General features: G+C 31.4%; 12 protein-coding genes and 1 riboswitch. All 12 genes read left to right on the forward strand.

Going from position 1 to position 14,874, the window contains the following annotated elements; all coding sequences use genetic code 11:
• The first annotated feature begins 38 nt into the window (after window positions 1-38).
• Window positions 39-140, forward strand: a riboswitch (SAM riboswitch).
• Window positions 141-265: 125 nt separating this feature from the next.
• The 12 genes from ACXAHM_RS03880 (at window position 266) to pheA (ending at window position 14,821) form a co-directional block, all read left to right on the forward strand.
• Window positions 266-1,303, forward strand: coding sequence for a homoserine O-acetyltransferase family protein (locus ACXAHM_RS03880; protein WP_474959091.1), 1,038 nt, complete (start codon window positions 266-268; stop codon window positions 1,301-1,303).
• A gap of 85 nt (window positions 1,304-1,388) precedes the next feature.
• Window positions 1,389-1,568: a hypothetical protein gene (locus ACXAHM_RS03885; RefSeq protein WP_474959092.1), complete on the forward strand. Its 180-nt coding sequence runs from the start codon at window positions 1,389-1,391 to the stop codon at window positions 1,566-1,568.
• A gap of 143 nt (window positions 1,569-1,711) precedes the next feature.
• Window positions 1,712-2,539 carry a CheR family methyltransferase gene (locus tag ACXAHM_RS03890; protein WP_474959093.1) on the forward strand — a complete coding sequence of 276 codons (828 nt, stop codon included), beginning with the start codon at window positions 1,712-1,714 and terminating at the stop codon, window positions 2,537-2,539.
• A 17-nt stretch (window positions 2,540-2,556) separates the two neighbouring features.
• Window positions 2,557-3,153: a chemotaxis protein CheB gene (locus ACXAHM_RS03895; protein WP_474959094.1), complete on the forward strand. Its 597-nt coding sequence runs from the start codon at window positions 2,557-2,559 to the stop codon at window positions 3,151-3,153.
• Between the two features lie 51 nt (window positions 3,154-3,204).
• Complete coding sequence (locus ACXAHM_RS03900) at window positions 3,205-4,242, forward strand: GAF domain-containing protein (RefSeq protein ID WP_474959095.1); 1,038 nt, start codon at window positions 3,205-3,207, stop codon at window positions 4,240-4,242.
• Between the two features lie 77 nt (window positions 4,243-4,319).
• Complete coding sequence (locus ACXAHM_RS03905) at window positions 4,320-7,760, forward strand: PAS domain S-box protein (protein ID WP_474959096.1); 3,441 nt, start codon at window positions 4,320-4,322, stop codon at window positions 7,758-7,760.
• Between the two features lie 132 nt (window positions 7,761-7,892).
• The gene (locus tag ACXAHM_RS03910; RefSeq protein ID WP_474959097.1) at window positions 7,893-8,441 is read left to right on the forward strand and encodes a SiaB family protein kinase; all 549 of its coding nucleotides are present in this window, start codon (window positions 7,893-7,895) and stop codon (window positions 8,439-8,441) included.
• Between the two features lie 6 nt (window positions 8,442-8,447).
• Window positions 8,448-8,810: a DUF1987 domain-containing protein gene (locus ACXAHM_RS03915; protein ID WP_474959098.1), complete on the forward strand. Its 363-nt coding sequence runs from the start codon at window positions 8,448-8,450 to the stop codon at window positions 8,808-8,810.
• Between the two features lie 188 nt (window positions 8,811-8,998).
• A complete protein-coding gene (locus ACXAHM_RS03920) occupies window positions 8,999-12,142 on the forward strand; it encodes an ATP-binding cassette domain-containing protein (RefSeq protein WP_474959099.1) in 3,144 nt (1,047 codons plus the stop codon).
• Window positions 12,143-12,202: 60 nt separating this feature from the next.
• Window positions 12,203-13,105, forward strand: a complete 903-nt coding sequence (locus ACXAHM_RS03925) for a hypothetical protein (protein WP_474959100.1) — start codon at window positions 12,203-12,205, stop codon at window positions 13,103-13,105.
• Between the two features lie 33 nt (window positions 13,106-13,138).
• Window positions 13,139-13,567 (forward strand): hypothetical protein, encoded by a 429-nt coding sequence (locus ACXAHM_RS03930; RefSeq protein ID WP_474959101.1) that lies wholly within the window; start codon window positions 13,139-13,141, stop codon window positions 13,565-13,567.
• A 180-nt stretch (window positions 13,568-13,747) separates the two neighbouring features.
• A complete protein-coding gene (pheA, locus tag ACXAHM_RS03935; protein WP_474959102.1) occupies window positions 13,748-14,821 on the forward strand; it encodes a prephenate dehydratase in 1,074 nt (357 codons plus the stop codon).
• Window positions 14,822-14,874: the final 53 nt, after the last annotated feature.

Below are 14,874 nucleotides of genomic sequence, written 5' to 3' on the forward strand. Positions count from 1 at the left end.
TTGAAATCACATACCATTTACATCTAGTAAGACGTAAGTGTTTATAAAGAAGAGGTAAGAGACTAGGCTCAAAGACCCTCTAGCAACCATCTACGAGAAAAGGTGCTACATCCTAGCCTAATTATTAGGGCATATAAACCAAGTATTGGACGTCTGAAAGTCATATCATTACATTCTGGTCAATAATATCCTAAAAGTTAAGCTAACAAAAAGGTCTAGCGTACTCTGTACATTCTTATTTATTTAAAAAGTAAAGAAATAGGTAATGCAAGAGCATTTATATACATATAATAATACCTTCAATTTAGAACTTGGAGGAACATTGAACAAATTAGACCTTTCGTATCAAACGTTAGGAAAAATTAATGAAGATAAATCCAATATCATATGGGTTTGTCATGCATTAACTGGAAATGCTGAAGTCTCAGATTGGTGGAGTGGCTTATTTGGCCATGAAGCAATTTTTAACGCTGAAGAACATTTTATTATTTGTGTAAATGTTATTGGTTCTTGCTATGGTTCAACAGGTCCATTATCCATCAATCCTACAACTAATGAACCTTATTTCGACTCATTTCCACAGGTCACAATAAGAGATATTGTTGCATCTCTTGACTTGTTAAGGAAACATTTAAAAATAAATAAGATTAATACTCTAATTGGCGGTTCATTAGGAGGTCAACAAGCTCTAGAATGGGCTGTATCTCAGCCAGACTTAATGGAAAATCTTATTATTTGTGCAACAAATGCAAAGCACTCACCTTGGGGCATTGCATTTAATGAGTCACAAAGATTAGCAATACAAGCTGATCCAACTTGGGGAGAAAAAGATGTCAATGCAGGAAGCAGAGGCCTTATTGCTGCACGTTCAATTGCTATGCTTTCTTATCGAAATTATAGTACATACGAGAAAACTCAAAGTGAATCAAGCAGTACAGAAACCACTGATTTTAAAGCTTCTTCGTATCAAAAATATCAAGGAGAAAAGTTATTAAAAAGGTTTAATGCTTACTCCTATTGGACTTTATCAAAAACAATGGATTCTCATAATCTTGGAAGAAATAGAGAATCAATTGAAAAGGCACTATCTAGTATAAAAGCATACACTCAAGTGATTGGGATTACATCTGATGTTCTTTTTCCAGTTTCCGAACAACGCTTTATTACACAACACATCCCTAACGTAACATACGAAGAGATAACCTCATTATATGGACACGATGGTTTTCTTGTAGAAACGAATAAAATTGCTGGAGCAATACGTTCATTTTTCAAACAAAAAAAGAAAAAGAAAATTGTTTAAGAAATTAGGCATACATTTTGTAACTTGTCTTTGCAAATGGTCATTAATGACTTCAAACGAGTATCAACATTAGGCTTAAGCTACAATGAAAAATATTAATAAAAGAATTCTATCATCAATTGCCCTATTCACTTTAGGTGCATTAGTATTTTCTTGTGCCCCTCAAGGTAGTGCAAGTGCGAGCTACTTCAAAAAAGAAAGAAAAAAGTATGAAATTATGGATCAACACTCTGAGTGTCCTCAACTTGTAAACACTAGAAAATAATTTCATTCTTTCAATGAATAGAATCCTTTTCTCTTTACATTAATGTTTGAGGAAAGGATTTTTTCATATCTATTTCTCCTGTCTTTAACAGATATTTTTTTAATTTAGAAAAACCATATTCTTATTATTTTTTTTAGCTAAGTATGCAAAGAGATCTTGAAATAGCCGAACTAAGAAGATTAACCCAATTTATTGACGATAATTTTGACTATGATTTCAAAAATTACGCTATGTCTTCTTTCACAAGAAGAGTAAGACGTGTTATTGAATTATATAAATTTAATTCTGTTGAAGCTTTAATTAAAAAGTTAAAATCAGAACCTACTTTTTTCCAGGAATTTGTCACAGAAATCACTGTGAATGTAACAGAGATGTTTCGCGATCCAACTTTCTGGACTTCCCTTCGAGATGAGATAATACCTGATGTAATTAAAGAACATAGGAAAATAAGCATATGGCATGCTGGCTGTTCTTCTGGTGAAGAAGTCATCTCTATGTGTATTTTACTTCATGAATTAAACTGTTTGGAAAATGCTACAATAATTGCAACAGATATCGATCATGCAATTATCAACAAAGCAAAAAAAGCTTCTTTTTCTTCAAAGAATATGGAGCTAAATAAACAAAATTATGAACGCTATGGAGGAAAGAATGATTTCTTTAACTATTTCGTAGAAGAAGGTGGATTCTTTTATATCAAACCTTCATTTATCGATAGAGTTTCTTTTAGAGTTCAAGATCTTGTAAAAGGTAATCCCTTCTCTAAATTCGATTTAATCCTTTGTAGAAATGTAATGATCTATTTTAATCAAACATTACAAAATGAGGTACTAAAAAAACTACATGGAAGTCTTTTTAAATATGGAAATCTTGCCATTGGTTCAAAAGAGTCATTAATATGGTGTGACATAGCAAATAAATTCGTTGTCGTTAATAACGAAGAAAAAGTATATAAGAAGATCAAAGATTAATCCCGAAGTTACACTAAATGGACACATCTCTTTTACATAAAAAATATAAAGGAATTGTCATTGGTGGTTCAGCGGGTAGTTTCAAACCAATCACTAAATTACTTGCAGATCTTCCAAAGGATTTCCCTATTCCAATATTTCTTTGTTTACATAGATTAAAACATGTGAGACATGGATTTATAGAAGCACTATCTATTAAAAGCTCAAAATCTATTATCGAACCATTAGATAAGGAAGCAATTAGAGCTGGAATGGTTTACTTAGCTCCTGCTAATTATCATTTATGTATAGAATTAGGAAATACTATTTCTTTATCAACAGAAGGCTTGATAAATAACTCGAGACCTGCAATTGATCTAACTTTTAAAACTGCAGCTTATGTTTTTAAAGAAAAAGCTATTGGAATTTTATTTTCTGGAGCAAACAAAGATGGTGCTTTAGGAATGAAAGCGATAAAAGAAAAAGGTGGTTTAACAATTATACAAGACCCCGATGAATGTACTATGAATACAATGCCTTTATCTGCAAAAAATGTAACAGAAATTGATTTTTGCTTAGAATCTGAAAAAATTATAAATTTTCTATTAGATTTATACAAGGCTTACCAAAAATAAACGTTACTAAAGAAGATTAGTTCATCTTGTTCAAGCAAACTAATAAGTATTTTGAAAGCAACACAAAAAAGAACAAATATAAGAGAGAAATCAATTCACACTGTATATAAAAAGCCTGCAATAATAGCAGCTTTAGTTTGTGTACTCATTTTCTCCGCAATTCTAATTGTAGAAAATCAATTACCTGGTACTACTAAAAAGTTATTTCTAGGTGACGGCCCTTATAATAGAGAAAACTATTTACTGACTTTTGGTTTCTTGGATTTAACGTCCATTATTCTTGTCATTTATTTCTCGATTAAGAACACACAGGTATTTAATATTATTTTAGGTATCTTATTTATATTTCTTTCTTTTTTCTCTACTTCGAGAATATATAATCTACCAGAAGTAATTTTAAATGCTCTTGAAAGACGTGACGATAAGACTTATGTACAAATAATGGATTTAAGTAGTTCTACATTTTATACTGTAGGCTTTACTTTTGCAATTCTTATATTCCTTTTATTCAGACTAATTTCGGAATTGATGAAAGATCCTGAAGATCACATCATTTATGTGCCTAAATATTATGCTAAAGAAGCTCAAAATAAAGAAGAAGAAGCAAAAGATACTTTTAGAGAAAGGGGACAATTAATTAAGAAAAATATTCAAGCATCTATTTTAAATACTAAAGAAGGTGAAGACAAAGAACAAACTTTACTAAACTCTATTTGTAGAGAATTTCAAGTTTCAACAGGTATTTATTATAAGACAACTATAATGGATGGTAAAAACATGATATCTTATTCTAAAGGATATTCATTTTATTTACCAGAGTCTCAAACCTTAGCCTTTGAATATGGAGAAGGTTTACCTGGTCAAGTTGCCTCAACACAATCTTCAATCATTTCAAATACTATCCCAGAAAACTATATCAAAGTAGTTTCTGGACTTGGTGACTCTGCTCCAAAATCATTAATGATTGCACCAATTTTAGACGCTGAATCTAATTTACTTGGCGTTGTTGAACTTGCCTCATTTAAAGATTTCTCTCCAGAAGACCGAGAAATACTCGACAAAGTAACTATTTGGTTTACTGAAGTTTAAAACATTCTAGAATACTATAGGAATTTATATATATGTTTTTTCAAGACTTAAAGATACGTACTAAAATCACTATAATAATGTTACTCGTTGTAACCATTACCGTAGTGACTATTAGTTCCCTATCCTATTTCCAGACAGAAAATTCTGTAGAAAGAAGATATTCTCAAACTTTTGATGTGATCAGTACTTTAAAAGCTGAGCAGATTGATCAAAAGTTCAAATACATTGAACAAAATCTTAAATATATGGCTAAGTCAGCATTAATTGTAAACAATGCTACTAAGCTAAAATATTTATATCAATCGAAAACGAGATCTTATAAAGACTCCACTTATTATGAAATAAAGAGAAAACTTGACAATGAGCTTTTCCCTAAACAGATTGTAAATGGATATTCTAATATTATAATTACCGATAACAAAGGTAATGTACTATACACAAGTTATACATTCCCTGCATCTGTAATTGTGGGAGATAGAAATAAGAAATTTGAAAAAATTATTAAAAAAGCAAAGACCAAAACTTATTTCTCTGAGCCATTCAATACTGAAAAAGGTGCACATATCTATGTTGTTTCACCTCGTATGAAGTCTAGATTCGGTGAATTAGGCCATGTTATCATTCTCTATAGTTTACATAAAAACATCTATCCTATTGTAGAAAATAGAAAAGGTTTGGGAGATACAGGAGAAATATTACTTTCTAGGCTATCAGATAATGCTTCAAATAATGTAACTATTATCTCCCCTTTAAAAGGAAGTTCAAATCTATTAACTGAAGTGATAAGTCTTGGTGACCCTGTAAACATTGCTGTACAAAAAGCGGCAAAAGGTGACTCCAAGGACTTTGGATATGATACCGACTGGAGAGGTAAAAAGACAATATCATATTGGAACTATATACCAACCACTAATTGGGGTATTGTTGTAAAAATTGATTATGATGAGATTAAAAGTGGCTTAAATGGCTTGATCAGAACCTTCTTTTATACAGCAATTGTCATAATATTCATATCAATGATGATTGCCGTAATATTCTCAAAATACTTAACAAGCCCTATCATAACATTAAAAAACCGACTAAACCTCATCGCTAAAGGTATCCTCCCTCATGAAGTAGTAAATCATATTCATAAAGATGAGATTGGTGAGATGTCGATGGCTGTTCAAGAAGTTGTGAACGGTATGAAAAGAACAGCTAACTTCTCTGAACAAATTGGTGACGGTAATTATGATGCAACTTATACTGCTTTGAGTGAAGATGATACTTTAGGTAATGCTCTAATCAGTATGAGAGATAGTATTCAACGTGCTGAAAAAAGAGATTCTGAGCGTAATTGGATTATTACAGGTGAAGCAGAAATTGGACAAATTCTTCGCAACCACAACGACCTAGTTGAACTCGGTAATGAAGTAATTGCTTTTACTACTGAAAAAATCAATGCTGTTCAAGGTGCTTTCTATGTTGTAAATGGAGCTACTGATGAATTACCAATTGAAGAACAAGAAATTCAATTAATAAGTACTTACGCATACAATAAAAAAAGATTTTTACAGAAGAAATTTAAGTTTGCTGAAGGATTAGTTGGTCAAGCTGCAATAGAAATGGAAATGATTCTAAGAACTGAAATTCCTAGTAGTTATCTTTCTATTACTTCTGGCTTATTGGGTGAACAAAAACCTAAATCTATCTTGATCATGCCATTGATTGCAAATGAAAAAGTATTTGGTATACTAGAGTTTGCATCTTTAGATAATTTCTCGACAATGAAGTTGGATTTTGTAAAAGAAATATCTCAAATCATTGCAAGAACGATCTTCAACATTAAGATTAATGAAAGAACGGTAAAACTATTGAAGGAATCTCAACAGATGAGTTCTGAACTTTCCGTACAACAAGAAATTTTGAGGCAAAATGCTGAAGAAATGGAAGCTACTCAAGAGGAGCTTCAAAGAACTAATCACCGTCTAGAAGAACAAGTCGAGGAAGTGAAGCATTCTCAGAATAGATTACAATCTCTACTTGAAAACGCTTCCGAAGTAATTACAATTTTTGATGAAAAGGCAAAAATCAAATTTGTCAGCCCATCATCTAAACATATTTTAGGATACAAACCATCAGATTTAATTGGTGTATCTTACTTAGACAATCTTCATAGAGACAGTGTTGATGTTGTAAGAGACTTTATTGACTCTCTTGCTAGTTCAAAAAATGAAGAAACTTTCAGTACTCAATACAGATACAAACTACAAGATGGCAGATATATTTGGCTGGAAGCTACTGGTATCAATCTTTCTAATGATCCTGCTATCGAAGGTATAGTAATTAATGCACAAGATATTACTGAAAGAAGAAGAGCTGAAACTGAAAGAAGAATGCGTACACAAATGCAAGCCCTTTCAGAGAATTCTCTAGACTTAATTCAACGATTAAATAGTGAAGGTTCTATCTTCTACACAAACCCTATAATAGAGAACTTAACTGGATTATCAGCTGATCTATTCTTAAATCAAAATATTGAAAATACAGCACTCCCTGAACATATCATTGAGGTATGGAAAGACATGCTTGTTGAAGTATCTACTAAAAAAGAAAAAGTTAGAAGAGAAGTTGAGTTTCCAACTTCATCAGGTAATCGATTCATGACGGTAACTGCAATTCCAGAATTCAATGAAGACAATGAATTTGAAAGTGCATTATTTGTATCTCATGATATCACTGAGCGTAAAAAATCAGAACTTGAAATTCTCTTAAAGAATAAAAAGATTACAGAAAGTATTAACTATGCCAAAAGAATTCAAGGTGCAATCATTCCTGATACTGATATAATAAAAAGGGATCTAAAAGATTGCTTTATTTTATACAAACCAAGAGATGTAGTTAGTGGTGACTTCCCTTGGTACTTCAAAAAAGGCAACGATATTTACATCGCTGCAGTTGATTGTACAGGACATGGTGTACCAGGTGCTTTAATTTCATTAATTGGTTACTTTATTTTAAACGATATTGTACAAAACAACAACTTTATAGCCCCAGGTGAAATGCTTGACCTACTTCATCAAGGAGTTACAAAAACTTTACGTCAAGACTCTAATAGCAGCACTAGAGATGGAATGGATATTGCAATAGCAAAAATAAATCTTGAAGACAGAAAGATTGAATATGCTGGTGCCCATAGACCTCTTTTCTTATTTAAACCTGAAAGTAAAGATTTTGTACAGATCAAAGGAAATAAATTCCCTGTGGGTGGAGAATATAAGACGAGAACAAATTTCACTACTCATGAAATACAGTTAGATGAAGGTGATGAAATCTATTTATTCTCCGATGGATATCCAGATCAGTTTGGTGGCCCAGAAAATCGCAAATTTGGAGCAAAGAGAATTAGAGAAGTTATCTCAAAATCAGAGCATTCCAATATGGAAGAGATTGCTAACACATTAAATCAAACATTTATTGAGTGGAAAGGCAATTCTAAGCAAACTGACGACGTTATAATGATAGGAATAAGATTTTAATCAAGAAAACTTGATTGTTTCCTACGTTTAGTTATATTTGAAAATATTTTTTTACGTATTTATATTAAAATTACACGTAAGAATACAGCACCAACAAAATTTTTAAGTTGGTAATAAAAACTGTTCGGACATATGAAATACATCTACGAACTTCACAGGACAATGCTTGACAAAGATCTTATCTTAGTTTATGAAGGTGAGATTACACAAGATATTACTAAATCTGTATTATCCATGGCTGAAAGAAACATGGACTCATATGGTGAACAGTCAAAGATCAAAAGAAAGGTCTTTAATGTTATGGTAGAATGCTTGCAAAATATAAGTAAGTACGCAGTCCCAATGGAGGAGTCTTCTGATAAAAAGAATAGTGCTGTTTTTATGATTGGAAAAGAGGACAATTCTTATTTTATCACTTCAGGAAACCCAATACTTTCTAAAAATGTAAAAGACATTGCTACAAGATTAGAAAGAATTAACGACCTAGATAAAGACGGTCTAAAAAGCTTATATAAAGACATTATCAAAAATGGTAAGATCTCTGCCAAAGGTGGCGCAGGTCTTGGCTTTATTGATATGGCTAGAAAGTCAGGCGAAAAATTACGCTTTGACTTTGAACCCATCAATGATGAGTTCACATTTTTTTCTCTTAAAACGACAATTCCAAGAAATCTAAAATAACTTTACATGAAAGTCCTTAATCTAGCAGGTACGGAGGATACGCCAAAAGTCATCTTGGACAAAGACAACGAACTGTTCGAAATATCGGGTCGTTCACTTCCAGAAGACTCAGCTGAATTCTTTGCTCCTATCTTAAAATGGATAGAAGAATATGCTGAAAGTGCAAACAGCTCAACCAAGTTTCTTTTTAAACTTGAGTATTTTAACACCGCATCTTCAAAATTGATTCTAGATGTCCTTTCAGCACTAGAAGAAATTGAAAATACAACTATTGCATGGTACTATCATGAAGATGATGAAGACATGCAAGAAGCAGGAGAAGAGTTTGAAGAATTAGTAGAACTTGAATTTGAATTTGAAACTTATTAGTAAAAGTTTCAGTATCAAAAAAACACTTGGCTACTTATGATACCAAGTGTTTTTTTATTTTTAATGCATTTAATCGCTACTTGATGCAATATTTTTCACAATTATTGCATTAAATAAATATAAACTCACTTTTGAGTCTATATTATTTTTTAATAGGAGTTGAATTTCCGAATTACTGTCGGTAATCTATGAGTGAAGAAATATTAAAAGCGCTGACGCAACTTTTTGCAATTATCTCTACACAAGATGAGGGATTAACAGAGACTGAGAGAAAGTTTGTTATCAAATTCTTAAACCAAGAATTAGAAAAGCGTTCTGTAGAAGAATATATTGATTTATATGATCAACTCATCAAAGATGAAGAAGATCGTATTGCAAAAAGAAAAGCAAAAGCGGCTAAAAAGAGAGCTGCTAAAGGTGAATCAGAAAAAGAAACTAACTTATCTGATGCCGTATCTGTACGTAACTCTGTTCGTACATTATCTCTTTGCCGTAAAATCAATAAGACACTAGATCAAAAGCAAAAAACCATTGTAATGGTGAAGCTTTTAGAGTTAGTCGCTTCAAATAAATCCTTTACTCCTCAGAGAATGGATATTATTCATACAGTTGCAGATGTTTTTAACATTCCTTCTGTTGAATATAAATTATTAGAACGATTTGTCATCGAGTCTCACTCTTCTAAAATTGATCACGAAGATATTCTAATTTTTGATGATGAAATGCCTCCTGAAGGAAGTAAGATCAAATTCATTGATTCAGGATTACTTGATGGAGAAATTATTTTTATTCGCTTAAAAAGTGTTTCTCTTTACTTTACAAAATATACAGGTAAAGACACTATCTACCTTAACGGTCAGCCTGTTGCGGCTAATACGGTTCACTTATTCTCTCCTGGTAGTATTTTTAAAACACCTAAAGGTGCTCCTCTATACTATAGTGATTTAGTAAATAAATACAACTCTGATGAAATAGGTGGAAATATTTCTTTCATTGTTGAAAACTTAGAATATAAATTTCCTAATGGTGCTATAGGCCTCAGAGATATCAATTTTGGTGAAAACACCGGTCAATTGATAGGAATCATGGGAGCCTCTGGTGCAGGTAAAACAACTTTATTAAATGTTCTAGCTGGTTTAGAAACACCATCCAATGGTGAAGTAAGAATTAACGGCTATAACATTCATAAAGAAAAAGAAAAAATAGAAGGTGTAATTGGCTATATCGCTCAAGATGACCTTTTAATCGAAGAGTTAACAGTCTTCCAAAACTTGTATTATAATGCTAAACTTTGTTTCAAGGACATGAACGAAGTAGAGTTGACTAATAAAGTAAATGAAGTTCTTTTAAGTCTTGGTTTGGATAGAATCGCCCATCTAGTGGTTGGTAATGTTCTGAATAAAAAAATATCTGGAGGTCAACGTAAACGTCTAAACATTGCTTTAGAATTAATTCGTGAACCTGCTGTAATGTTTGTAGATGAACCTACATCTGGTTTATCTTCTCGTGATTCAGAAAACGTAATTGACCTTTTAAAAGAACTTTCTCTTAAGGGTAAATTAATTTTTGTCGTAATTCACCAACCGTCATCAGACATTTATAAGATGTTTGATAAAATGTGGTTATTAGATACGGGTGGATATCCAGTATTTTATGGTAACCCTATTGAAGCGATCACACATTTTAAGAGTGCTGCAGGCCAAGTTGATAGTGACCAAGGACAATGTAACACTTGTGGTAATGTAAATCCAGAACAGCTTTTCAATATCATTGAAGCCCAAGTTGTGGATGAATACGGTGAATTCACAAATAAAAGAAAGGCTACACCAGAAGATTGGTATCGTATATATTCTGAAACATTCAAAAAACAAGAAGTTGAAGAAGTACATATCGATCCTCCAAAAACTTTAAGAATTCCGTCTAAAATTAAACAAACGGTAATTTTTACAGTAAGAGATTTCTTGGCTAAGTTTAGTAATAAACAATATCTTCTAATCAACCTATTAGAAGCTCCTTTCTTAGCTATATTATTATCTTGGGTAATTTATTACATCAAAGACAATGATTCAGCTTACTTATTTAGACACAATGAAAATGTTCCAGCTTATATCCTTATTGCAATTTTAGTTGCATTATTTATGGGTATGACAGTGAGTGCAGAAGAAATTATTAAAGATAGGAAAATCAAAAAAAGAGAATCATTCCTTAACCTAAGTAGGTCAAGTTATTTATTTTCAAAATTGATTATTCTTTTTGGTTTCTCTGCTATCCAGACTTTTACCTTTGTTTTAATAGGTAATACTATACTTGAAATCCCTGATTTGACTTATCAATACTGGTTAATTCTATTCACGGTTTCATGTCACGCCAACTTAATTGGTTTAAACATTTCATCTGCATTTAATTCCGCTATTACAGTATATATTTTGATTCCAATCTTATTAATTCCACAGATGATTCTTAGTGGATTAATATTCGATTTCAGTAAATTAAATAATACAATTAGTGAGCATGGAAAAACACCATTAATTGCAGACATAATGGCTTCAAGATGGGCATATGAAGGATTATCTGTTGAACAATTCAAAAATAACAGATATGAAAAACCATTTTTCGAAGTTGATATGCAACTTAGTCAGAGTAATTACAAGAGTGCATATTGGGAACCAAGAATGGAAGAAATTCTTTATAATGCACAATTAAATAGTAAAAATACTAATGATAGTACTGCAGTAATTCTTGCTGATGATATCCTAACACTAAGAAATGAAATTAATGCTGATGATTTCTTTAAAGCAATGCCTGAAAAGAAAGAAACTGTATTATCGTTCTTAGAAGATGGGAAAATCTCATCTAGTGAAGGAAATCAGTTTAGAAAAATATTATATGAATCTTCAATTTTTTATAATGACTTCTTAATCAAAGCTGAAGAACAAAGAGATGCTAAGATTTATGAAATGAAAAAGAAATATGGAGATAACTTCAATCTATCAGAATCAAAAGACAAATATTATAATGATCAATTAGAAACATTTGTGAAGAACAAAACTGTTTTAAATCGAACTGTAGTTGATAATAATAGAATTGTTCAATTGATTGATCCAATTTTCTTTGTGAAAGAGAACACATCGGGTGTTCTTGATTATAGAACCCACCTATTTGCACCTGCAAAAAAAGTGTTTGGCACATATATTGACACGTTTACATTTAATGTACTGTGGATTTGGATGATGTCGATTATTCTGTACATTACTCTCTATTTTGAATTACTTAAAAAGTTAATTGAAGGAGTTGAAGTAATTTTCACAAAGATTATCTCTAAAGAAGCATAGTAAAACACAAAATATCCTCTTATATTTTTGGATAAAACTATCTTAGAAAACCGAAATAAGATGAAAACCAAATATCTAAATACATTAGCAGCATCGGTACTCCTTGCTTCAACATTCGCTCAAGCAAGTGACATACCGAAAGAAAAAGTAAAAAATACTACTATAGAAGTTGCACCTTCTCATATTGAACAAGAAATATTACCTGTTAGTGATGTTTTGGAATCTATCCCATCACCGCTTGAAATTTCAGTTTTAATTAAAGAGAATGGAACAGTCTACAATAAAAGCGATTTAAATGCTCCAGACGCAGTTTCAAGATATAATACTACTTTTCAAAAAGCTTTAAACCTTGGTATCTATGGTACTGATTTAGGGTTTGCAAATATTTATGGTAAAAATCAAGATGCAATTAGCTTCCTAAACTCTGTAAAAGATTTAGCAGATGGATTAGGTATCGGAGCATTTTTTGATTACGAAACAATAAAAGAATTAGCTGAAAGTTCAAATCGTTTAGATGAATTAATTCAAACAACGACTTTAAACTTTGAAAAAATTAATAATAACCTAGCCGAAAGAAAAAGAGAAAATGTAAGTGCATTAATCTTAACTGGAGGTTGGATTGAAGCTGTTTATTTAACATCGATGGTCAATTTACGTGAACCAAATGATGTATTAAAAGATAAAATTGGCGATCAAAAAATTGTCCTTGATCAATTACTTCTTGTACTAGATATTTATAAATCTAGTCCTGGTTTTGAAGATTTGATTAACGATCTAACTGCTTTACAAGAAATCTACGATCAAATTGAAGTAGAAGTAATCGTTGGAGAGCCTAAAATGGAAGAAATTGATGGCGTTCTTGTAGTTACAGATGGAACAAGAAGTGTTGTTCATGTAACTGACGGAGATATCCAAAAAATTACAAGTTTATTAAAATCTATTCGTAATAAGGTTATTAGATAATCGACATTACTTCTAAGTGAAAAATACAGAACTATGAAAAAGATATTTTTAGCATTCTCAATTATTTTTGCACTTTTTGCAATCAATGAAGCTTCTGCACAGTGTAACGCTGAACTTTATGTTACAAAAAGTATGAAAGAATTAAATCCTGGATTCCAATTTTCAAAAAGTTATAGAATCGATGGGAGAAATGGCACGCGTCGTAAAATTGAATATACTTGTGTATTAGCAAAAGATACTAGTTATCAAATTACAATTTCAGGTAAAGATGGTGGTGCTCAAGGGTTAATTAGTACGTTGTATAATGCAAAAAGACGTAGAATTATCTCAAGCTTTTATAATAATCGTTTCTTAGGTACATGGACTTACAAGTGTACTTCAACTGGTATTTATTATTTAAGTTTTACTTTTAAAGATTCTAAAAGCTACTGTGGAGCTGCAGTACTTGGATTTAAAAGATAATACTGACAAAATATTAATTAAAAGGGTAGAAGTAATTAACTTCTGCCCTTTTTTTATATTCGAATACTAAAAAAATTGATTAAGTTTGTAAGTCTAAAACAAATGTCTTTCTAGTTAAATACACTTGTTTTTATGTGTTATGAACGATTAAGGTGTAGTTATTAATTTAGGTGCGATAAAATGGACTTATTATCATTAAGAAATCAGATAGATGCTATCGATAATCAAATTCTACGATTATTAAATGAGCGAATGAATGTTGTTAAACAGGTTGGTGAATTAAAAAAGCATGAAAAAACTGCTATTTATAGACCTGAAAGAGAAAAATCTATTATTGATAGATTACATTCTATCTCTAAACAAGATAATGGAACATTAAATCATTCTGCAATTGAAGCTATTTTTCTTGAAGTTTTTGCAGTCAGTAGAAATATTGAATTACCAGAAAAAGTTGCTTTCTTAGGACCTGAAGGTAGTTATACTCATCAAGCAGCCGAAAGTCGTTTTGGTGCAATGAGTGAGTATATTTCCTTAAAAACTATCAAATCTGTTTTTGATAACGTAGAAACTGGAAGAGTACGTTTTGGTGTCGTTCCTATCGAAAATAATCAAGAAGGTACAGTTGCTGAAACTATCGACCAACTTTGCTATCGTAATGTAAAAATTGTTGCTGAACTTCCACTTGCAGTCAATTTTACTTTAGCATCAAAGATGGATGATCCATCAAAAATCAAAAAAATCTATTCAAAAGATATTGCCTTTAGACAATGTAGACAATTCATAGAGGATTATTTTGATGAAGACATTCGTTTAATTCAAGTAGCGTCTACATCTAAAGCTGCAAAACTCGCTCTTGAGGAAGAAGGAGCTGCAGCTATTTGCTCACAAATTGCTGCAAAACTATACAAACTACCTATCTTATATAATAACATTGAGGATAGTCAGGACAATACAACACGATTCTTGATTCTTGCTAAAGATATGGTAAATCAGAAGTCAGGAAATGATAAAACATCAATTCTTGCAAAAATTGGTAATCATCCTGGTGATTTGGCAAACTTCTTGGAAGAATTTAGACAAAGAGATATAAACCTTACTAAAATTGAAAGTAGACCTGCAAAGGAAAAAGATAATTTCAAATACTGGTTCCTAATTGATTTTGATGGTCATTACGAAGAAGGTAAAGTCCAAGAAATTATTCGATTGTATTCTGACACGATTACATTTATTGGAAGTTACGTAAAAATGGTATAATAGAATAAAAATCAATTTTGGTCGTTAGTAAGTTAGAAGTCTACAATAGACCT

The organism is Flammeovirga sp. AWQ4_249 (assembly GCF_056161045.1).